This is a genomic window from Mucilaginibacter sp. Mucisp73 (assembly GCF_059491465.1).
In genome coordinates this window covers 121,103-141,929 of sequence record NZ_CP168507.1, presented here as the reverse complement: position 1 = coordinate 141,929, position 20,827 = coordinate 121,103, and the positions used below count along the sequence as shown (strand labels likewise).

Sequence of the window (20,827 nt, the reverse complement as noted above, 5' to 3'; positions counted from 1 at the left end):
GTGAATATTTATATTTACCTAAATCTTCCATACCTTTTTAATCTGAAACATCCGTTTACAGCAATTAATTTTATTACTAATACCTAAATTTCATTATCATGCCAGGTACAAAAGAATTTTATGACACTATCCGTGCGTCTGTATTTAAAGGCCACATTTCACAAAGCCAGATTGATGGTATCGAAGCCATTTTAAAGGCCGCAGCTGATGCCGGCGTTACCGATCAGCGTAAGGTAGCCTACATGTTAGGCACCGTTTACCATGAATGTGCAGGCACTATGCAGCCGATAAATGAGTTTGGCAAGGGTAAAGGTCATCCCTATGGCGAAAAATTTAAAATGGGCGGGGGGCCTGGTCACCGTATCCCTTATACAACGCCCGATCAGCTTTATTATGGCCGCGGTTTTGTACAATTAACCTGGTACGAGAACTATGAGGCCATGGGCAAGCATTTACACCTAGACCTGCTTAACCATCCCGAATTGGCACTTCAACCTGATGTAGCTGCCAACATTATGATTGAAGGTATGACAAAAGGCATGTTTACCGGCGTGGGCTTAGGCAAATATTTTGACGCCACCCATGCCGACTGGATCAACGCCCGCCGTATTATTAACGGGAATGATCACGATGTGCTGATAGCAGGTTATGCCAAACATTTTTATAAGGGATTGACCGGTATTGATGCGTAGTAAAATTAAATTCAGTTGCCAGGTTTATCGGTGCCAGGCAACTGAACCACTATGTAAAAACTTATAAGTATTTTCGCGTTGTTGAAACGATGGAAATAGTTAACCTGATAAAGAAATACAACGATCTTGGCATAGCTGATGTGATTGACCACAACCGGTTTAACCTCATTTCTATTGACCATCACTCTACACGGATTGAAGGCTCAACATTGACAGAGGTAGAAACACAAGTGCTGATCACCGAAGGGCGCACGCCCAACGGCAAGCCGTTGGAAGACAGCTTGATGGTAACAGATCATCACGCGGCCCTCCTTTTTACAATTGAAAATGCAAAAGTAAAAAGAGCATTGTCAGTATCTCTTTTGCAGGAAATCAATGCTTTGGTGATGAAGAATACCGGCAAAGTATACAATACTATGCTGGGTACCGTGGATTCCCGAACCGGAGCATTTCGGAAAGGCAACGTCACTGCAGGTATTTCCTATTTCCCCAATTTTGATAAAGTGGAACGCCTGACAAATGACCTGGTAAAAAAGCTCAATGAATCCATCGGTTCCGCCTTATCTGTTGCTGAACAGCTGAATCTTTCCTTTGATGCACATTTCAATCTCGTAAGTATACATCCTTATTATGATGGCAATGGGCGCACCTCGCGATTATTAATGAACTACATTCAGGCATATTATAATCTTCCATTGGCAATTGTGCGAAGCGAAAATAAAGTGGCTTATATTCAGGCATTAATTGATACCCGTCAACAGGAAAATATTGAAGTATTTCGTGAATTCATGGCAGGTGAGTATTCTTTTTTGCTCAATCAGGAAATTGAAAAGTTTGAAGAAATGAAAAAGCCATCAAAAGGAAGTGGTTTTACTTTTCTATTTTAATTTTAGCCATCGCCGGCAATCAATCATCCCCGCGTAATAATCAGCTATTCATTCACACAGCTAACGCAACATTTAATATATTAGCTTAAATGAATAAGCTGATCACTTACCTTTTTGTATTATTCTCCATTCAGCTTTGTTCCTGCCATACGGATACTTCTCCCGATCAGCACAAAACCGTTTTTAATATCAATCTGGAAGAAGGCCTTACCTCGCTTGATCCTGCCTTTTGCCGTAATCATTATACCATTTGGATGGACAACCAGCTTTATAACGGCCTGGTACAGATCAACGATAGTTTAAAAACCATTCCCTGTATTGCTAAAAGCTGGGAAACATCAGCTGATGGTTTATTATATACCTTCCATCTGCGTAATGATGTATATTTTCATGACGATCCTCATTTTGCAAACGGTACAGGTCGAAAGGCAGTGGCCTCAGATTTTGCCTATAGCTTCGGTCGTTTGATCGATCCCAAAGTTGCTTCATCCGGCTCATGGATCTTCAGTGATAAGGTAAAGGGCAAAAGCGCCTTCATGGCACCTAATGATAGTACTTTCCAGATCAGGCTTAAGCAGCCTTTCGCCCCCTTTTTAAGCTTACTCACGGCACAATATTGTTCTGTAGTCCCAAAAGAAGTGGTTGAGTTTTATGGCAAGGACTTCAGGAGCCACCCGGTAGGTACCGGCCCCTTCAGGTTTAAATACTGGAAAGAAGGCGAAGTACTGGTGTTTTTAAAAAACGAGCATTACTGGGAAAAAGACGAAAAAGGCAACCGCCTCCCCTACCTGGATGCCATCCGTTCTACCTTTATTGCTGATAAGCAGACTTCGTTTCTGGAGTTTGTAAAAAAGAATATCGATTTTTTGAATGATATCGACGGCAGCTATCGCGATGACATCCTCACCAAAGCAGGCAAGGTAACGCAAAAATATAAAGGTAAATTTATACTCAATACCGCTCCTTACCTGAACACCATTTACCTGGGCATGCTGGTGGATACCACTTTGCCCATTGTAAAAAAATCCCCTTTAAAAATACTCAAGATCAGGCAGGCCATCAACTACGCCATCGACCGCGAAAAGATGATCAAATACCTCCGCAACAGTATGGGTACACCGGGCTACGGAGGTTTTGTGCCCGAAGGCATGCCAGGCTTTAACGGCACCGGGGTAAAAGGTTATATATACGACCCGGAAAAAGCCCGTTGCCTGCTCCGAGACGCCGGTTATCCGAATGGTAAAAACATGCCCGAAATTACCCTGGCTACCACCGTTGGTTACCGCAGTTTAATTGAGTATGTACAAGGCCAATTGGAACGCATTGGTATAAAAACAAATGTAGAGATAACCCAGGGTGCCAGCCTGCGCGAACTGATCTCCAAAAATGGCATCAACTTTTTTTACGGCTCCTGGATAGCCGATTATCCAGATGCCGAAAACTACCTTTCAGTTTTTTATTCCAAAAACAAAATCCCTTTCGGCCCAAATTATACCGGGTTTAACAATAAAAAGTTCGATGAGCTTTTTGAGCAAACCTACCAGGTAAAAGATGATGAAAAACGCTTTGCCATCTACCGCCAGATGGATAACCTCATGATGGAGCAATCGCCGGTTGTGGTATTATACTATGATAAACTGGTAAACCTTTATCAAAACAACATTAGCGGTTATAGCCTTAACGGGCAAAATTTATTGGTGCTTAAAAGGGTGGTGAAGAGTTCGTTTTAGAGATTAGAGGTTGGAGATCGGAGATTAGTTGTATCGGGGTCTTCAAGCTGTTTTACCGTTTCTTCTTAATCTCCTATCAGATTTCAAAGCAAGCGAAACCTATTATTGCATAAAAAATCCCGGAAGGGAAAACCAATCGGGATCTCTTTTATAAAGTTTTTGCAGGGTTATACACCTAACAACAACCTTGCAGGATCTTCAAGCAATTGCTTAACCCTTACCAGGAAGCTTACCGATTCGCGGCCGTCGATGATGCGGTGATCATATGATAGGGCAAGGTACATCATTGGTCGGATAACAACCTGTCCGTTGATAGCTACCGGGCGCTCAATGATATTATGCATCCCTAAAATGGCCGATTGAGGCGCATTGATAATCGGAGTTGATAACATCGAACCAAATACACCACCATTGGTAATGGTAAACGTACCGCCGGTCATTTCAGGAATGGTGAGTTTGTTTTCGCGGGCTTTGCCTGCAAGTACCACAATGGCTTTCTCAATTTCGGCAAGGCTCATGCTATCGGCATTGCGGATAACAGGAACAACCAAGCCTTTAGGGGCAGATACAGCAATGGAGATATCAGCAAAATTGCTGTATACGATCTCTTCACCCTCAATACGTGCACCAACAGCCGGCCAGTCTTTCAAAGCCTCAGTAACCGCTTTGGTAAAAAACGACATAAAGCCTAAGCCAACATTATGCTTTTCTTTGAATTTGTCTTTGTATTTAGCGCGCAATTCCATGATCGGCTGCATATCTACCTCGTTAAAGGTAGTAAGCATTGCCGTTTCATTTTTAACCGATACTAAACGTTTAGCAACGGTTTTGCGCAACGAAGTCATTTTCTCCCGTTTTTCGTCCCTGGCACCACCTGTAGAAGTTGCAACCGGAGCGGCAGCAGCAGGCTGAGCAGCCGGAGCAGCTGGTTTAGCTGCAGGGACTTGCGCGCCAAGGGCATCACCTTTAGTGATACGGCCATCAACACCCGAACCTGATACTGATTTTGGATCAACACCTTTTTCGGCTAATATTTTGGCGGCAGCCGGTGATGGCGTACCTGAGGCATAAGTTTTAGCACTTTCGGCAGCTGCACCACCACGCGGCGATTCATCGGCAGCGCTTACTACAGCCGGGGTTACCGGGGTAACTGCAGGTTGAGAAGCACCCGCACCTTCAATAGTACAAACTACAGCGCCAATAGCTAACACATCACCTTCTTTAGCGATTGTTTTTAAAGTACCGGCTTTTTCGGCAGTAAGTTCAAAAGTAGCTTTATCTGATTCCAGCTCGGCAATGGCTTCATCCATAGCAACAGCTTCGCCGTCTTTTTTGATCCACCGGGATAAAGTAACCTCGGTAATAGATTCACCAACCGGCGGTACTTTAATTTCAACAGAGGCTGATGCAGCAGCCGGGGCGGCAGCAACAGGGGCCGGAGCAGGAGCGTTTGCAACAACTTCTGGCTGTGGTTGTGCTGCAGGACCAGCAGCTTCAGCGCCTCCGTCTTCGATATTGGCAACAACGGCGCCAATTGGTAGTACATCGCCTTCGTTGGCAACGATTTTTAAAGTACCGGCTTTTTCGGCAGTAAGCTCAAAAGTAGCCTTGTCTGACTCAAGTTCGGCAATAACCTCGTCCATTTCAACGTGGTCGCCGTCTTTCTTTTTCCAGCTCGAAAGGGTTACTTCTGTAATTGATTCGCCTACGGTAGGCACCTTAATCGCTAAGCTCATATTGTAGTATTGTAGATTTTATATTTTTTTATGGATGATGTCAGGATGCTTAATTATTTGATTAATCAGCACCGGCATCAGCCATTTTCTTTGTTGTTTTTTTAACAGCTTCTTTAACAGCTTTACCGGCTGGGGCTTCAAAAGCTTTTGAAACTATGTATAACTGCTGGGCAGCATGCTGTTTAGCAAAACCGGTTGCGGTACTGCTGCCTTCTATCCTTGAAATAACGCTCAGGTTAATCACCTTATCATTATGGAACTTGCGGCAAATGTAAGGCCATGCGCCCATGTTTTCAGGCTCTTCCTGTACCCAGATAAACTCTGCCTTTTCATATTTGGCTTTGATCTTCAAAATTTGCGTAACCGGAGTTGGGTAAAGCTGCTCTACACGTACAATAGCCACATCCTTACGGTTATCAGCCTGTTGTTTATCCAACAGGTCGTAGTAAACTTTACCTGTACACAGCAATACGCGTTTCACCTTTTTAGGGTCAACATAAGTATCGTCTATCAACTCGTGGAACTTGCCGTTGGTAAAATCTTCCAGTGGCGAAACACATTTAGGGCTGCGCAACAAACTTTTCGGGGTAAAGATGATCAATGGCTTGCGGAAATCGCGGTGCATCTGACGCCTTAAAATATGGAAGAAGTTTGCAGGTGTAGTACAGTTGGCGATTTGAATATTATCATCGGCACAAAGCTCCAGAAAGCGTTCAACACGTGCAGATGAGTGCTCGGGGCCCTGGCCTTCATAACCGTGAGGCAATAACATTACCAAACCGTTGCCACGCTGCCATTTAGTTTCGGCGCTGGCGATGTACTGATCAACAATGATCTGTGCACCATTAAAGAAATCGCCAAACTGGGCTTCCCAAATGGTTAAAGCAGTTGGGTTTGCAAGCGCATAGCCGTATTCAAAACCTAAAACACCATACTCAGATAATAAAGAGTTATAGATGCTCAATTTAGCTTCGGGGTTAATGGATGCAAGCGGTGTAAATTCGTCCTCCGAATCAACCAGGGTCAATACCGCATGGCGATGCGAGAATGTACCACGTTTAACGTCTTCACCACTTAACCTGATAGGGTAACCTTCTTTTAACAAAGTCCCGTAAGCAAGTAATTCACCCATGGCCCAGTCAAACACTTTGGTTTTGTTCACCATAGCACTGCGGTCTTCAAACAGTTTCTCAATTTTCTTGAAGAACTCTTTGTTTGGTGGTAGCACAGTGATCTTATTACCAATCTCTAATATGGTTTCTTCGGCTACTGAGGTATCAATAGCTTTTACCAGTTCTTTATGGCTTGCCAGGTGTAACCCGCTCCAGGCACCTTCAAACATGGCAATGGTATCAGTAAACCTTTCTTCTGATTTTACTTCATCCAGCTTTTGCTGTAACTCATCTTTGAAGGTTTTTTCGATAGATTTCAGGAATTCAGCATCTATACTGCCTTCATCTATCAGTTTTTGATTGTAAATCTTTAACGGGTTAGGGTGCGCGTCGATAGCTTTGTATAACAGCGGCTGGGTGAATTTAGGCTCATCAGCTTCGTTATGGCCATAACGGCGGTAACAAAGGATATCGATAAATACGTCCTCATTAAATACCTGTCTGTATTCCATAGCCAGGTTTACTACATAAGCCAAAGCTTCAACATCATCACCGTTTACGTGGAAAACCGGCGAAAGCACAGTTTTGGCAACATCGGTACAATAAGTACTTGAACGGGCGTCTTTATAGTTGGTGGTAAACCCTATCTGGTTGTTGATAACCAGGTGAATGGTGCCGCCTGTGCGGTAACCATCCAGTTTTTCCATTTGTAAAACTTCATATACTATACCCTGTCCGGCAATTGAAGCATCGCCGTGGATCAGGATCGGAGCGATCTTTGAATGGTCGCCGCCATATTTAAAGTCGATTTTTGAACGGGTGATCCCTTCAACAACCGGGTCAACAGCTTCCAGGTGCGATGGGTTGGGGCAAAGGCTCAGGTGAACTTTTTTACCGCTTTTGGTATGCACATCGGTTGAAAAACCTAAGTGGTATTTCACGTCGCCACCAAAAGGTGATTCAGAATCGTAGTTTTTACCTTCAAACTCAGAGAACACCTCTTTATAGGTTTTCTCCATAATATTGGTCAATACGTTCAAACGCCCGCGGTGCGCCATACCTATGATAAACTCCTCGATACCCAGATCAGCGCCTTTTTTAATTACCGAATCCATTGAAGGGATCAGCGCTTCGGCACCTTCCAGTGAAAAACGTTTTTGACCAAGGAATTTGGTGCCTAAAAAGTTTTCGAAAGTTACCGCTTCATTCAGCTTGTTAAGCATTTCCTTCTTTTCATCAAGGGTAAAAGAAGGTGTATTACGACGGCTTTCCATCCGCTCTTCAAACCATTTTATTTTAATGGGATTGCGGATGTATTTATATTCCGTACCAATTGAACGGCAGTAAGTGTCCTCAAGTAACTGGCGGATATCGCGCAATTTAGCGGCTCCTAAACCAACTTCAACACCGGCATTAAAAACGGTATCAAGGTCGGCTTCGCTCAAGCCAAAAGTTTCAAGCTCCTTGCCTGGGTAATAATGGCGGCGTTCGCGAACAGGATTTGTTTTTGCAAACAAATGCCCGCGCGAGCGGTAACCATCTATCATGTTTAATACGTTAATTTCCTTCAAGAAATGTTCAGGAGTAGCTTGACCAACTGCAGCAGGTGCAATTGCCCCGGCAGCATCGGTATCTTTACCAAAATCAAATCCTTCAAAGAATTTTTGCCATCCAAAATCAACCGATTCCGGCTCCTGTTTGTACTGTTCGTATAGGGAAGATATGTAGGCAGCGTTTCCGCTATTTATATAATTGAGACGATCCATGTGAAACTGATCTTTAAAACGGTACAAAAGTAATGATATACCGCTATATACTTCATAATTAATTGTAAAGAAATTTAGCCTTTGTTAAGCTTATTTTATCCTTAAATGGGAAAATACGGAGTTTTGAGGCAAAAGAACAACAGTTATTTAAATAGATGGTTTATAGAAATAATAATTAGATAAGATTTTCATTAAATTTGCGAGTATGAATACCGACTTAAATATCAATGAAATCCTGTTACAGGTTGAGCGGCTTGATAAGCAAGCACAGCAAAGCCTTTTTGAAAAACTTGCATTGATGATCCGCAAACCTGAACAAAAGAAAGGTAAAATAAGATTGTCAAGTATATCTGGCCTGGGTGCATCACTGTGGAGTAAAACGGATATAGACGCTTATATAGACCAAGAAAGGCAGTGGTAATAACAGCAGAAAATACAGTAGTAATAACAGACTTTTATCGCAAACGAATTTTCCTGGATACCGCCCCATTAATTTATTTTATTGAAGGACATTCAACTTATCAGGAAAAATTGATAGAGTACTTTTCCGCAAATGATAATGGAGAGTTTGCCTTTATTACTTCATCGATTACCCTTTTGGAAGTTTTGGTTAAACCAATAAAGGATCGAAAAACAAAATTGGTTTCTCAATATAAAAATATCCTACTGAATGCTGAAGGCATTCAAATTTTCGGAATTTCAAATGAGGTTGCGGAAAAGGCAGCTGAATTAAGAGCCAAATATAATTTAAGAACTCCTGATGCATTACAAATAGCATCTGCATTGATACATGAAGCTGATTATTTTTTCACCAATGATCATAGGCTAAACTCTGTAACAGAAATCAGTATAATTACTTTGCACAATATGCAGTAATATTTAAAATCAAACGCAACAATTCTTCCTTACACCCCAACCAAATCCCCGGCCTCGTCAATGGATGACGGCTGCCAGGTATTCACAAAATCGGTTTTGGCTTCAAGCTCTTTGGGCAGCTTGGTAACTATAGCGTATTTGCTTTCCTTAGCATCGTTAACACCGGCAATAAAGGCCCAGTTGCCCCAATTGCTGGCCGGCGAATAATCAATAAGCTTTTCTTCAAAATAAGCAGCCCCCTGTACCCAGTCGGCTTTGAGGGTGTTTACTAAATAGCCCGCTACTACCTGCCGGTTTTGATTACTGATATAGCCGGTAGCGTTAAGCTCATGCATTGCTGCATCAATAAGGGGCACTCCTGTTTCGCCGTTTTTCCATTTTTGGAGCAAGAGGTCGGCGTCCGGTGCAAAGTCAGTGCCCTGAGCTTCGTCTTTAGCTTTGATAAATTTTTGGCCGTGTTTTTTAAACATGAACCTGAAGTAATCGCGCCAAAGCAATTCAAGCTTTAACAGGTTACCATTACTGCCATATTTCTGAATTTCCCAGTAAACCTGCCTCGGCGAAATACATCCTATCGAGATCCAGGGAGAAAGTTTTGAAGAGCAATCAGAGCCGTTACGCCCATTTTTTTGTTTCAGCAACTGGTCTGCATTGGCAAAACACTTATGCATTTGTACCAAAGCCGCTGTTTCGCCCCCCTGAAAATATTCAGTAGCGCGCATATCGTCAACAGGCTCGTTTAAACCTAATTGCTGCAAGGTTGGCAATTCGCCGGCATCGGTAATTTCCGGAACGCTGATATGATCGGGTTTGGGTACGCACGGGCGAACATTACTGTCACGTTCCACCTTCTTTTTAAAAACCGCGAAACTATCCGGGATATCCTTAATCGGGAAAGGAAGATCTTCCTTATGATACATGGTATGACCGATGAAATGCTTGAGGTTAAGCCTCATTTTCCATAGGGCAGTTTCAACCTGTTCGGAGATATTGGTTTCCTCGTAGGCTACCTCACGGTGATGATAAACTTCATTTACCTGGTATTCCTGGGCAAGCTGCGGGATCACATCGGCAGGGTTACCAATGCGGATGATCAATTCGGCACCAAAACCCTGTAAATTTTTGCGGAGATCAGCAACGGCCTCTAAAAGGAACCTCGCCCGGAAATTTCCGGTTTTTGAGGCACCGGTTTCATTATGCTGAAAATAATAAGGATCGAAACAATAAACCGGCAGTACTTTATCAGCCTTGCGCACGGCTTCTAACAAAATTTCGTTATCATTTATGCGCAAGTCATTTCTAAACCAAACCAGAATAGTTCTATCACTCATAGTTAAACAGGGGTTAACTGAATAATAATAATGCAGTATGCAAATTTGCAATTTATTTGTGCTTCATGCACATGTTACCGCAAGATTATGACATCACCCAAACATTCAATTATTTTATTAAACTAAATAAAATGCTTTTAGCTATATAAAATAATTACACCTATAGGGGGATCAGCGTGTAAATATACGTAAATACAGGCAATTAAGTTATATACCTGCCCGGGCGGCTATCCCCGGTCAATCGTTACAGATCGGGAACTCTATTGATCGGCTTTGATCTTCGCCCTGATCACCGAATCTTTTTGGGCAGGGCTAAGCTTATAATTAAACCGGAAAAGTGCCCCCTCAAAATCACCATACGAAGGATTGGGAATAACAATATACCTTTTGCCAAATTCCGCTTGCAGCTTTTGTGTAGTAGCCGTCCTGCTTTCTTCGGCCGGGTGATTATCATACAGCAGGTCAAAATCGGGCAGGTTATCGCCGCAAAGCAGCAGGATGTTATGTGTTTTTAAAACGTTAAGACGTCGTGCTTCCTTGCTCGACGAAGTGGTTTTCAACTGCAGGTGTTCATCATCGGCATTAGGCAACCCATACAACTTCAGATTTTTTAACGTACTTGCCCGCTCATTTTCATTACGGTTGGTGATATAAAATATGGCGATCCCTTTTGATGCAGCGTACTTAAAAAAAGCAGGTGCGCCCGGGACGGTATCAGCAAGGGCTTTGTCTGTCCATTGTTTCCAGGTGGCATCGCTGTAATCTAAATTCTGTAAGGCGCGATGGGCATCATAGGGGCTATTATCCAGCACGGTTTCGTCAATATCGGTAACGATAGCCAGCGGTTTATCACCGGGGTTCTTAATCCCTTCATCAACCCTGAGTTTAGCTACGTTATAGGCCTGAAAGCATAGTGCTTTGTATTCCGCCGCCCGCTGCTGCCATAATGAAGCCCAGATCTTACCATCGTTGGTAATGCTGGGATTAGGATTGGCTGTTTTTTTAACAGATGAGCAGGCGCTGAATAACAACAGGCCAGATAGTAGATAGCTATAACTTTTTTTCATGTGGGTTGATTAAAATGGGCTGACATGCTGAGTGTTTAAATCCTGGGCTCTGAAGGCGAAATGACATCTCCACATCCGTCATGCTGAACTTGTTTCAGCACCCCACTTGCTAAGTATACTTCATGCAGCTTGTCTTGTGGGGTCCCGAAACAAGTTCGGGATGACGCCATTTTTTAACGTATCATGGGCAACTTACCTCAGCACCTCACACATCCATCGGGGACTTAGCAAGTGGGATCCCGAAATAAATTGGGGATGACCACCGTGTGCTTATAACAGCTCCGGCTTTATTTTATCCTTAAACTCCTTGGCAAATTTATTGAGTTTTGGCTGGATAACAAACGCGCAGTATGACTTGTTAGGATTATCGTTGAAATAATTCTGGTGGTAATCTTCGGCGCTGTAAAATGTACTTGCCGGGGTGATTTCGGTTACGATAGGATCGTCAAAAACCTGCTCGTTGGTAAGCGTTTTGATCATCGCTTCCGAAGCCAGCTTTTGTTCATCTGTATAGTAAAATATAGCCGAGCGGTATTGTGTGCCCACGTCATTGCCCTGGCGGTTAAGCGTTGTTGGGTTATGGGTTTTAAAGAAAACCAATAACAATTCATCAAACGAGATCACATCGGCGTCATACTCCAGGTGAATCACTTCGGCATGACCGGTAGCGCCCGTACAAACCTGCTCATAGGTTGGGTTTAAAACTTTGCCGCCCATATAACCCGAGGTTACTGATGTTACACCTTTAAGAGATTGAAAAACGGCTTCGGTGCACCAAAAGCAACCGTTGCCGAAAGTTATTTTTTGAATGTTCATATGTCCTGTTTTATCAAAAGTAATGCCTGTTTAAATAGTTAGCTAAGAGGCGGATTTGAATATGTCAATTAAATTACTAAACTTAGTGTTTAACCTTATATTAAACCTATTAATTATGAAAATTGCAGTATTAATTGCTCGCGTTTTGCTGGGCCTGGTCTTCGTGGTGTTTGGTTTAAACTTCTTTTTCCAGTTTCTGCATATGGCCCAACCGCCCATGAGCGATAAGGCACAGGCATTTAGCGGCGGGTTATTTAGTTCAGGTTATTTTTTTCAATACATGAAGGTAATTGAAATAACCAGCGGCCTGTTTTTAATTATTAACCGCTATACGGCACTGTTTGTGTTATTGCTGCTGCCTATTGCACTTAATATATTCCTGTTCCATGCCATTTTGGCACCGGCCGGTTTGCCAATTGGTGCAGCAGTTATAGTTTTAGAGGTATTTTTGCTGTTTGCCTATCGTAAATATTACGCGAGTATTTTTACGGCCACGCCAACGGTATAAACATCCGGTGATTCTACAAGCTTTATCGGCAATATCCTATGTAACAAATAAGATGTCCCAATTTTTTGATTCTCCATAAAAAAATTAAAAATTGCCGGCGTTTCTTTTTTTACAAATAACAAATGTTCCATTTTTTGAGAGTGAAACACTGGAACGCGTAAAAAATAAAACTCATTGATAATCAATAATTTGATATTTTACGTGAAACACTATTAATTATTTGACTATCAGCAAATAAACCATTTAGGAGTATAAATTCAGCGTTTCAGATCCGGGTAAAAACGCCCGGATTTTTTGTTTGTTTTTTCGCGTTTTTTGGAGTTTTTTGAAAATACACGCTACTGATGATCATTGTACTGACAGTACATTGTCACCATTATCTTGATTTGGAATTAGTAATAAAAGCAGTAAAAAGCGACTTGAATTACTTATTCCCTGAGCCACGACGGCCAGAGGCCGCTCCGATAGTTGCCACTCACCGGAGGCGAGCGGCGGCGATTAGGGGCTTACACCATCTCCCGCTCAAAAATTTCTTGCACCATGCCTATCTGCTCTGTATAAATAGATTTTTTTCGGGTGCCAAAGTACAGGGTGTTCTCGATTAAATTATACCCTTCCCAAAGCAATTTGATATTGCCGCTGTCCCGCTCCTTTCTTGAAAGAAAATCAGGGATCACTGCAATTCCTTTGCCGTTGCTCAGGCAACGCAGAATTGACCCCATGTTTGGCACAATGAAATTAGGCTTAAAATCGGGCCGTTTGCCAAAGTTGATATGCCAGAAGCGCCGCAGGTGTTCCATATCGCCCGATGAGCCGTACCAGGTTTGGGCTTTAAGCCAGGTTTGAATCTGGTTAAGGTCTTTAGTTTTCAATAGTTCATTAAACTCGTCGGTCGGCGTTTGCGCCCCGGCCAGTACCACTATGCGTTCCTTAAAAAAGGGTTTATACTCGAGGCCTTTATAATCGCCTTTATGAGGCGTAACAATCATATCGAGGATGCCGTTGTCCAGGTCGGCAAGCATTTCGGGGTATTCGCCAAATTTGATGATCACATTAAAAGGCAATGTGGGCAGGTAGGATTCAAGCGTAAACTGAAAAGTTTCAAAGCACATCCCTATACTAATAGTAGGCACATCTTTTTCAGTGCTTTTATGAAAGTGCCGTTCGGCATCCTCCAGTTTACAAATTGCCTCCAGGATATAGTTGTATAAGATCTTACCCCGCTCTGTGGATACCATTTTACGCGAAGTACGGTCGAACAATTTGTAGCCCACATAGCTTTCCAATGAGCTCAAATGCAGGCTCACGCCCGGCTGCGAAATAAACAGCGCTTCGGCCGCCCCGGTTAGCGACCCGGTTTCATAGATTGCCTTAAACGTACGGAACCATTCAAAATTAACCATAGCCTATCTATTATAATTATGATACAAATGTATAAATTAAACTATTTTAATAATGAATTAACCCGCTGTAATTTTGATGAAAATTAAAACAGAAAATAAATGACAAACATATTTGTAATAAACGGAGGGCAGATCTTCGGTCACTCCGGCGGAAGATTTAACAAAACTTTATTGGATACAACCGTACAGTACTTTACTGCTCATCCCGATTTTGAAGTTCGTTCAACCGACGTAAATAACGCCTACGATCCTATGCAGGAAGCCGAAAACTATAAATGGGCCGATGTGATCATTTACCACACCCCGGTTTGGTGGTTCCAGGTACCGCACGCCTTTAAAAAATATATCGACGAAGTTTTTACCGCGGGGTATCAAAACGGCATTTACCGCAGCGATGGCCGCACCGCCGAAAACCCCGGTATTAATTACGGCACAGGCGGCTTAATGCAGGGCAAAAAATACATGCTCACTACATCGTGGAATGCACCGGTTACCGCTTTCACCTTACCCGGTGAGTTTTTTAACGAACGCAGTGTTGACGAAGGCCCCCTGTTTGGCTTTCACCGCATGAACGCTTTTACCGGTATGCAGGCTTTAGAAAGTATCCACTTTTATGATGTAATGAAAAACGCTAACATTGAGGAGAACCTGCAACACTATCAGGAACATTTAAACAAGCTATTTACCCAAAACAACCCGAGCCATGAAAATTTACTTAACAGCCTTAGTGAAGTGTAAAGCCGGCACCACTGCCCAAATGAAAGATTTTTTGGATAAGCTGGTGGCAGCATCCCGCCAGGAAGAAGCCTGCTTACAATACGAGCTATATCAATCAACAACAGATGAAACCCAGTTTATTTTTCACGAGACCTGGGCCAGCCAGGAAGGGCTTGACCAGCATGTTAAGCAGGAGCATTTCCAGCTGTTCAGTAAGCAGATAGCTGATATTATAGACGGCCCGCTTGGGATATATAAAACCGATAGGGTGCAAAAAAATACCTGTTTAACAAAACGGCCCCCGGTTTTCACCGGGGGCCGTTTTGTTATTTGCCGCAGGTTTTATTGCAATCGCCCGAGGCTTTGCATGATTTGCTGCAGTTGTCTAAACACGTTGGCCTGGTGCATGACTTTGCGCATTTGGTGCAATGGTTCATTTTGTTATTGCAGCAAGGCGTATTAGCAAACGAAAAATTAAATATGGTAAACAGCATCACAGTGGTGATGAAAAGAAACTTTTTCATGATTTTTAATTTGAATTTTTAATAAAAAGATACGCTATTAGAAACAGGCAGGTGTCTTTTTATTAAGCTTTCGGAGGGTTCCAGCAGGCGTTGGCGTAATCGGATAAATTGCCTGCGAGGTAAGGCGAAGCAACATTGTTATTAATGTTAACCACAGCAGGCCCAGCCTTGACAGGTTCAACTTTTAAAAAGCAGCAATTGTTGCACGATAGCATGGTCATGCACATACCACCGTCACATCCTTTTTGACCGCCATGCTGTTTCTGTGGCATATGAGCCATATGACGACAGCATTCTTTCGACATGTTATTCACAGGCGCCGCTTTCCCCGGTATTACGGAAATGAGCACCATAAAAATTAACATGATAAAGGCGATTGCTTTCATTGAATCTTGAAACGGAATGTTAGAGAAAATAGTATTAAACACTGAGAAGCTGTTTAAATTTGACGAATATCGTTTACAGGTAAATAAAACTTCATTGCCGTTGGTTTTAACCAACGGAATAAAGCATTCACAACAAGAGGGCTTCAGTCCAAATCCGCTTGCATAATTAGGCTAAAGCCAGGAGTTTTCGGCTCTTAATCCGTTGGTTAAAACCAACGGCAATTAATATTCTTCATTCTTAAACAGCTTCTAAGAGGTTGTTTAAAAACGAATGAAATGAATGTTTTTTGTAGAGACGCATCACATGCGTCTCCCGTAGGACAAGCCGTGCTTAATAGGCGAGCAAGCGTAAAATGCATGCGGGAGACGCATGTGATGCGTCTCTACATTTGGAAATCATCATTCTTAAACAGCTTCTAAGATGCCATTTAATATTTTACACATAATTTAGCATAAGGCGATTGCTCGGTTAATTTACACTATTCCTTTGCTTTTAGCCTATTATTTATAATTTAGTGTCCAAAATACATTTAATCCCAAACGATATTATGTCATCAATAAAAACCCACCACGCCGGGGCTTATAAGTTTGCATGCATCCTTGCCGTCCTGACGCTGGCCGCGTTAAAACCTTTTGCCCAAATCCGCCAAAAGCTCGATTTTGATAAAAGCTGGCGCTTTAACCTCGGCGCTGTCGAAAACGGCGAAAAAACAACGCTGAACGACAGCAAATGGCGTGTGCTCAATTTGCCGCATGACTGGAGTATTGAAGGTAAATTTTCAAAAGATAACCCGGCCACACCTGAAGGCGGCGCCCTGCCCGGCGGCATTGGCTGGTACCGTAAAACTTTTACTGTTCCGTCTACATCAAAAGGCAAGCTGGTTTATATTGATTTTGATGGCGTATATCAAAAAAGTGATGTATGGATCAACGGCCATCACCTTGGTTTCCGGCCAAACGGGTATATCTCTTTCAGGTATGAACTTACTCCTTACTTAAATTTCGGCGGTAATAACGTTATCGCTGTTAAAGTTGATAACTCGGTGCAGCCAAATTCGCGCTGGTACTCAGGTTCGGGCATTTACCGCCATGTCTGGCTGGTTACCACCAACAAAATCGCCATCGATCATTGGGGTACTTGTGTAACTACGAGCGATATCACCGATGCTTCTGCCAAAGTAAATGTACAGGTGCAGCTGCATAATAATGAGGTTTCACCATCATTATTTATTAGCACTAAACTTTATGATGCCACCGGTAAAATTGTTGCAATCAGCGAACAGGCTACATTGTCAGCACGGGTTAAAAACGCTGTACTAACTACTGATAATACGCTCACCGTGAAAAACCCGGTGTTATGGTCGGTTGAGAAACCTTATTTGTATAAAGCGGTTACACAAGTTCTGGAAGGCAAAGATGTGATTGATGAGTATACCACTACCGTAGGCATTCGCTATTTTAATTTTGATGCAGATAAAGGTTTCAGCCTGAACGGGAAGCCGATGAAGATCTTAGGTGTTTGTAATCACCATGACCTTGGCAGCCTTGGCGCAGCCATTAACAACCGCGCGTTGGAGCGCCAGTTGCAGATGCTCAAAGCGATGGGCTGTAATGGTATCCGCACCTCGCACAACCCTCCGGCACCCGAACTGCTCGACCTTTGCGATAAAATGGGTTTTATTGTGATGGATGAAGCCTTTGATTGCTGGGAATGGAAAAAGGCTACTTACGATTATCATCTGTACTTTAAAGAATGGCATAAACGCGACCTGGAAGACCAAATCAAACGCGACCGCAACCACCCCAGTATCATGATCTGGAGTATCGGCAACGAAATCCCGCAACAGGCGGATACCAGCGCGCTACGCATTGCGCCTGAGTTGGCGGCTATCGTTCACAGCCTGGATAAAACCCGTCCGCTCACTACGGCTAATGACCGTCCGGATAGCACCAACAAAATTATAAAATCGGGTGCTATTGATTTGGTTGGTTATAACTATCACCAGTTTGATTACGCTAAGTTTCATGACCGTTACCCGGGTAAAAAGTTTATTGCTACTGAAACTACTTCGGGTTTGGAAACGCGTGGTTATTATGAAATGCCTTCAGATAGCATCAGGGTTTGGCCGCCAAGCTACGATAAACCTTTTGTAAGGGAAGGCAACAATGTTTCGGCATATGACAACACCCGGCCACCATGGGGATCAACACATGAAATGACCTGGAAGGTGATGAAAAAGTACGATTTCCTTTCAGGCATGTTCATCTGGACAGGCTTCGACTATCTGGGCGAACCAACTCCATATTCATGGCCATCGCGCAGCTCATATTTCGGTATTATTGACCTGGCCGGCTTCCCTAAAGACGTATATTATATGTACCAAAGCGAGTGGACCAATAAAAATGTGCTCCACATCTTCCCGCACTGGAACTGGCAGCCTGGTAAAATGATCGACATCTGGGCATACTATAACAATGCAGACGAAGTTGAACTTTACCTCAATGGGAAATCATTAGGCATCCAAAAGAAAACCGGCGACGACCTGCATATAATGTGGCGGGTAAAATATGAGCCGGGAACGCTGAAAGCTATATCACGCAAAAACGGCAAAACCGTGTTAACCCGCGAGATCCATACTGCCGGAGCTCCTGCAAAAATCGAACTGACTGCCGACCGCTCGCAGATCAAAGCCGATGGTCAGGACCTGTCATTTATCACCGTAAAAATATTGGATAAAGACGGCAACGTTGTACCTGATGCTGATAACAAGGTAAACTTTAAGATTGCCGGCGAGGGCTCCATTGCCAGCGTTGACAACGGCGATCCGGTTAGCCATGATCCGTTTAAAGCTGATTACCGAAAAGCATTTCATGGCCTTGCGCTGGCCATAGTACAGGCCAAAGAAAAAGCCGGCACGATCACTTTAACCGCTTCGGCTGATGGATTGAAAAGTGCTACACTGGTACTGAAAAGTAAATAACATCACCCCCGGCCCTCTCCAAAAGAGAGGGAGTTTGGACGTATAAAAAAACGCACCCCGTCTCCCTGTAGATGGGGTGCTTTTTTTTATAAACCGAAGAGCCTTTAAAACGGAGGGAAAGTTTTTTGTAGAGACGCATAATTGCGTCTCCCGGCGGACAAGCCAATTTAAAAGGCTTCTGATTTCGTTCGAAATTGCATGCGGGAGACGCGTTTATGCGTCTCTACATTTAAAACAATCAAAGTCAAACAGTTTCTAAGTTTCTGCCGACATTTACGCCTAATGACACTTTGATTACCAATTACAAGCCCCCGCGTAAAAATGTATCATTGTTCCCTACTTCTGTATAAATCGCCCTGTGTTTGCCCTGTTAATTTTGTGCTATCATTTAAAAACAACAAAAATGGCAAAGACAATTTTCATTACCGGCGCATCACGTGGCTTCGGTAAATTATGGGCCGAGGCATTACTGCTAAGAGGCGATAAAGTAGTAGCAACCGCTCGTAACCTGAGCGCTTTGGATGACCTGGTAAATAAATATGGCGACAGTATTTTACCGCTGCAACTGGATGTTAATGACCGCGCGGCAGATTTCGCGGCCATCAGCAAAGCAAAAGAACATTTCGGCAGTATTGACGTGCTGATCAACAATGCAGGTTACGGCTTATTCGGCAGTATTGAGGAAACCACCGAGCAGGAAGCCCGCGAGCAGATGGAAACCAATTTTTTTGGACTGCTATGGTTATCACAGGCAGTGTTACCTGTAATGCGTGAACAAGGCTACGGCCATATTATCCAGCTTTCGAGCGTACTTGGCCTCGTTACTTTACCTGTGCTGGGCTTGTATAACGCATCCAAATTTGCGGTAGAAGGTTTAAGTGAAACCCTGGCCGCCGAAGTAAAAGGCTTTGGAATAAACGTATCCCTGATTGAACCTAACGGCTTTGCAACTGATTGGGCCGGTGCTTCTGCCGCGCAAACCGTGGCAATGCCCGAATATGACGCGGTAAGGGCAGCTTTCCAGGCTGGTTTAAATGACGACGATATTTTCGGTGTACCGGAAGCAACTACAGATGCTGTGCTGAAACTGATTGACACCGAAAACCCTCCGTTGCGGTTATTCCTGGGTAAACACGCGTATCCGTGGGTTAAACAAACTTATGAAGGCCGTGCTGCCGAGTGGGATAGCTGGAACGAGGTAGCTGCCGCTGCACACGGTAAATAATATTATAGTTCCTGTTAATAATCAGACCATAGCTTTGGGCTTTAAGCGTTCTGCTTTCAGCTTCTATATAAATGGTATTATTTGGTATAATCTACGCCGCAATTCGGCGTAGATTTGTTTAACTTTATTCATCATGCAGCATTTTAAAAGTTTGGCCGATATGCACCGCTCCAACGGTTTCCCGATGCCGGAGAACCCGCTCTTCAGCTTGTACAGGTGTACCCACACCTGTGGGTTTGGCGAAAGAGAGTTTACATCTGATTTTTATATGATCGGGTTTAAAAAACTTAAAGCAGGCCAGATCATGTATGGCCGTACCAAATATGATCATGATAACGGTAGCATGATGTTCATCAAACCACGGCAGGTGATCCAGTTTAACAGTGTGGAGTATGATGAGGATGCGTTTATCATGTTCATTCACGAAGATTTTCTGAACGGCCACTTTCTGCATAACGAAATCAGCAAATATGCTTTTTTTGATTATGAAGCCAACGAAGCGCTGCACCTTTCGCCATCGGAAGAGCAGATCATGTGGGACCTTTATTATAAGATAGAAGCCGAATATCACAATAACACCGATGAGTATAGCCGCGACATTATACTTACGCATATCGATTCTATCCTGAAATACTCGCAACGGTTTTACAAACGCCAGTTTATTAACCGTACAGAACTTTCGGGTAAAACAGTATCAAAGTTTAATGAAGTATTAGCAGCTTATTTTACCAACGGCTTATTGCTAAACCAGGGACTGCCCTCTGTTAACGCGTTGGCCTCACAACTTAATTTATCACCTCGTTACCTAAGTGATATGCTTAAGCAGGAAACAGGAAAAACTGCTATTGAACTGATCCATATTTACCTTATAAACGAGGCAAAAAACCGTCTTAAAAGTGATTACCAAAACGTTTCCGAAATAGCATACGAACTTGGCTTTGAGAACCTTCCATATTTTTCACGGCTGTTTAAAAAAGAAACAGGTATCAGCCCTAACCAGTTTAAAAAACAGTTGCTTAACTAACGGCTCGATACGCTAATGTATGCTGACCAGAGGCTAAATCATGCGT

General features: G+C 43.1%; 18 protein-coding genes. 11 read left to right on the top strand and 7 right to left on the bottom strand.

All coding sequences use genetic code 11. The annotated features are described in order from the left end of the window. Positions 1-98 precede the first annotated feature (98 nt). The 3 genes from ACEN82_RS00595 (at position 99) to ACEN82_RS00585 (ending at position 3,309) form a co-directional block, all read left to right on the top strand. Positions 99-692 carry a glycoside hydrolase family 19 protein gene (locus ACEN82_RS00595; RefSeq protein ID WP_413323160.1) on the top strand — a complete coding sequence of 198 codons (594 nt, stop codon included), beginning with the start codon at positions 99-101 and terminating at the stop codon, positions 690-692. Between the two features lie 89 nt (positions 693-781). Beyond that, entirely contained in the window at positions 782-1,579 is a 798-nt protein-coding gene (locus tag ACEN82_RS00590; protein ID WP_413323161.1) for a Fic family protein, read from the top strand. Positions 1,580-1,668: 89 nt separating this feature from the next. After that, a complete protein-coding gene (locus ACEN82_RS00585; protein ID WP_413322318.1) occupies positions 1,669-3,309 on the top strand; it encodes an ABC transporter substrate-binding protein in 1,641 nt (546 codons plus the stop codon). Between the two features lie 167 nt (positions 3,310-3,476). Here ACEN82_RS00585 and odhB read toward each other — a convergent pair whose 3' ends face one another. Further along, on the bottom strand, positions 3,477-5,045 hold the full coding sequence (odhB, locus tag ACEN82_RS00580; protein WP_413322319.1) for a 2-oxoglutarate dehydrogenase complex dihydrolipoyllysine-residue succinyltransferase: 1,569 nt from the start codon (positions 5,043-5,045) through the stop codon (positions 3,477-3,479). A 61-nt stretch (positions 5,046-5,106) separates the two neighbouring features. After that, a complete protein-coding gene (locus tag ACEN82_RS00575) occupies positions 5,107-7,923 on the bottom strand; it encodes a 2-oxoglutarate dehydrogenase E1 component (protein WP_413322320.1) in 2,817 nt (938 codons plus the stop codon). Between the two features lie 205 nt (positions 7,924-8,128). Between ACEN82_RS00575 and ACEN82_RS00570 the strand changes: the two genes are divergently transcribed. Together ACEN82_RS00570 and ACEN82_RS00565 are read left to right on the top strand one after the other, a co-directional pair. Next, on the top strand, positions 8,129-8,344 hold the full coding sequence (locus ACEN82_RS00570; RefSeq protein ID WP_413322321.1) for a hypothetical protein: 216 nt from the start codon (positions 8,129-8,131) through the stop codon (positions 8,342-8,344). After that, a complete protein-coding gene (locus ACEN82_RS00565) occupies positions 8,338-8,799 on the top strand; it encodes a type II toxin-antitoxin system VapC family toxin (protein WP_413322322.1) in 462 nt (153 codons plus the stop codon). The genes ACEN82_RS00570 and ACEN82_RS00565 overlap by 7 nt, the downstream gene beginning before the upstream one ends. A 29-nt stretch (positions 8,800-8,828) precedes the next feature. On the opposite strand, the gene ACEN82_RS00560 is transcribed toward ACEN82_RS00565, so the two are convergent. The 3 genes from ACEN82_RS00560 to msrA form a co-directional block, all read right to left on the bottom strand. Further along, entirely contained in the window at positions 8,829-10,130 is a 1,302-nt protein-coding gene (locus tag ACEN82_RS00560) for a DASH family cryptochrome (RefSeq protein WP_413322323.1), read from the bottom strand. A 260-nt stretch (positions 10,131-10,390) separates the two neighbouring features. Beyond that, on the bottom strand, positions 10,391-11,197 hold the full coding sequence (locus ACEN82_RS00555; protein ID WP_413322324.1) for a 5'-nucleotidase, lipoprotein e(P4) family: 807 nt from the start codon (positions 11,195-11,197) through the stop codon (positions 10,391-10,393). Between the two features lie 270 nt (positions 11,198-11,467). Further along, complete coding sequence (gene msrA, locus ACEN82_RS00550; RefSeq protein WP_413322325.1) at positions 11,468-12,013, bottom strand: peptide-methionine (S)-S-oxide reductase MsrA; 546 nt, start codon at positions 12,011-12,013, stop codon at positions 11,468-11,470. 115 nt (positions 12,014-12,128) lie between these two features. Here msrA and ACEN82_RS00545 point away from each other — a divergent pair, with 115 nt between their 5' ends. After that, positions 12,129-12,521 carry a DoxX family membrane protein gene (locus tag ACEN82_RS00545; protein WP_413322326.1) on the top strand — a complete coding sequence of 131 codons (393 nt, stop codon included), beginning with the start codon at positions 12,129-12,131 and terminating at the stop codon, positions 12,519-12,521. Between the two features lie 506 nt (positions 12,522-13,027). Here the strand turns inward: ACEN82_RS00545 and ACEN82_RS00540 are convergent. After that, positions 13,028-13,924, bottom strand: coding sequence for a LysR family transcriptional regulator (locus tag ACEN82_RS00540; protein ID WP_413322327.1), 897 nt, complete (start codon positions 13,922-13,924; stop codon positions 13,028-13,030). 99 nt (positions 13,925-14,023) lie between these two features. Between ACEN82_RS00540 and ACEN82_RS00535 the strand changes: the two genes are divergently transcribed. Both ACEN82_RS00535 and ACEN82_RS00530 read left to right on the top strand, forming a co-directional pair. Continuing rightward, entirely contained in the window at positions 14,024-14,662 is a 639-nt protein-coding gene (locus ACEN82_RS00535; RefSeq protein ID WP_413322328.1) for an NAD(P)H-dependent oxidoreductase, read from the top strand. After that, on the top strand, positions 14,628-15,104 hold the full coding sequence (locus ACEN82_RS00530) for a putative quinol monooxygenase (RefSeq protein ID WP_413322329.1): 477 nt from the start codon (positions 14,628-14,630) through the stop codon (positions 15,102-15,104). The genes ACEN82_RS00535 and ACEN82_RS00530 overlap by 35 nt, the downstream gene beginning before the upstream one ends. A 123-nt stretch (positions 15,105-15,227) precedes the next feature. On the opposite strand, the gene ACEN82_RS00525 is transcribed toward ACEN82_RS00530, so the two are convergent. Continuing rightward, a complete protein-coding gene (locus ACEN82_RS00525; protein ID WP_495644056.1) occupies positions 15,228-15,593 on the bottom strand; it encodes a hypothetical protein in 366 nt (121 codons plus the stop codon). 506 nt (positions 15,594-16,099) lie between these two features. On the opposite strand from ACEN82_RS00525, the gene galB reads away from it, so the two are divergent. The 3 genes from galB (at position 16,100) to ACEN82_RS00510 (ending at position 20,781) form a co-directional block, all read left to right on the top strand. Beyond that, positions 16,100-18,532: a beta-galactosidase GalB gene (galB, locus tag ACEN82_RS00520; protein WP_413322331.1), complete on the top strand. Its 2,433-nt coding sequence runs from the start codon at positions 16,100-16,102 to the stop codon at positions 18,530-18,532. Between the two features lie 403 nt (positions 18,533-18,935). Further along, positions 18,936-19,757 (top strand): SDR family NAD(P)-dependent oxidoreductase, encoded by an 822-nt coding sequence (locus tag ACEN82_RS00515; protein WP_413322332.1) that lies wholly within the window; start codon positions 18,936-18,938, stop codon positions 19,755-19,757. A gap of 133 nt (positions 19,758-19,890) precedes the next feature. Then, a complete protein-coding gene (locus tag ACEN82_RS00510; protein ID WP_413322333.1) occupies positions 19,891-20,781 on the top strand; it encodes a helix-turn-helix domain-containing protein in 891 nt (296 codons plus the stop codon). Positions 20,782-20,827: the final 46 nt, after the last annotated feature.

Bases quoted from the DNA above. Each gene is read 5' to 3' on its own strand.
- ACEN82_RS00515 (WP_413322332.1), top strand. From the start codon at position 18,936: ATGGCAAAGACAATTTTCATTACCGGCGCATCACGTGGCTTCGGTAAA.
- ACEN82_RS00595 (WP_413323160.1), top strand. From the start codon at position 99: ATGCCAGGTACAAAAGAATTTTATGACACTATCCGTGCGTCTGTATTT.
- odhB (WP_413322319.1), bottom strand. From the start codon at position 5,045: ATGAGCTTAGCGATTAAGGTGCCTACCGTAGGCGAATCAATTACAGAA.
- ACEN82_RS00555 (WP_413322324.1), bottom strand. From the start codon at position 11,197: ATGAAAAAAAGTTATAGCTATCTACTATCTGGCCTGTTGTTATTCAGC.
- ACEN82_RS00530 (WP_413322329.1), top strand. From the start codon at position 14,628: ATGAAAATTTACTTAACAGCCTTAGTGAAGTGTAAAGCCGGCACCACT.
- ACEN82_RS00570 (WP_413322321.1), top strand. From the start codon at position 8,129: ATGAATACCGACTTAAATATCAATGAAATCCTGTTACAGGTTGAGCGG.
- ACEN82_RS00535 (WP_413322328.1), top strand. From the start codon at position 14,024: ATGACAAACATATTTGTAATAAACGGAGGGCAGATCTTCGGTCACTCC.
- msrA (WP_413322325.1), bottom strand. From the start codon at position 12,013: ATGAACATTCAAAAAATAACTTTCGGCAACGGTTGCTTTTGGTGCACC.
- ACEN82_RS00540 (WP_413322327.1), bottom strand. From the start codon at position 13,924: ATGGTTAATTTTGAATGGTTCCGTACGTTTAAGGCAATCTATGAAACC.
- ACEN82_RS00575 (WP_413322320.1), bottom strand. From the start codon at position 7,923: ATGGATCGTCTCAATTATATAAATAGCGGAAACGCTGCCTACATATCT.
- ACEN82_RS00590 (WP_413323161.1), top strand. From the start codon at position 782: ATGGAAATAGTTAACCTGATAAAGAAATACAACGATCTTGGCATAGCT.
- galB (WP_413322331.1), top strand. From the start codon at position 16,100: ATGTCATCAATAAAAACCCACCACGCCGGGGCTTATAAGTTTGCATGC.
- ACEN82_RS00510 (WP_413322333.1), top strand. From the start codon at position 19,891: ATGCAGCATTTTAAAAGTTTGGCCGATATGCACCGCTCCAACGGTTTC.
- ACEN82_RS00585 (WP_413322318.1), top strand. From the start codon at position 1,669: ATGAATAAGCTGATCACTTACCTTTTTGTATTATTCTCCATTCAGCTT.
- ACEN82_RS00545 (WP_413322326.1), top strand. From the start codon at position 12,129: ATGAAAATTGCAGTATTAATTGCTCGCGTTTTGCTGGGCCTGGTCTTC.
- ACEN82_RS00560 (WP_413322323.1), bottom strand. From the start codon at position 10,130: ATGAGTGATAGAACTATTCTGGTTTGGTTTAGAAATGACTTGCGCATA.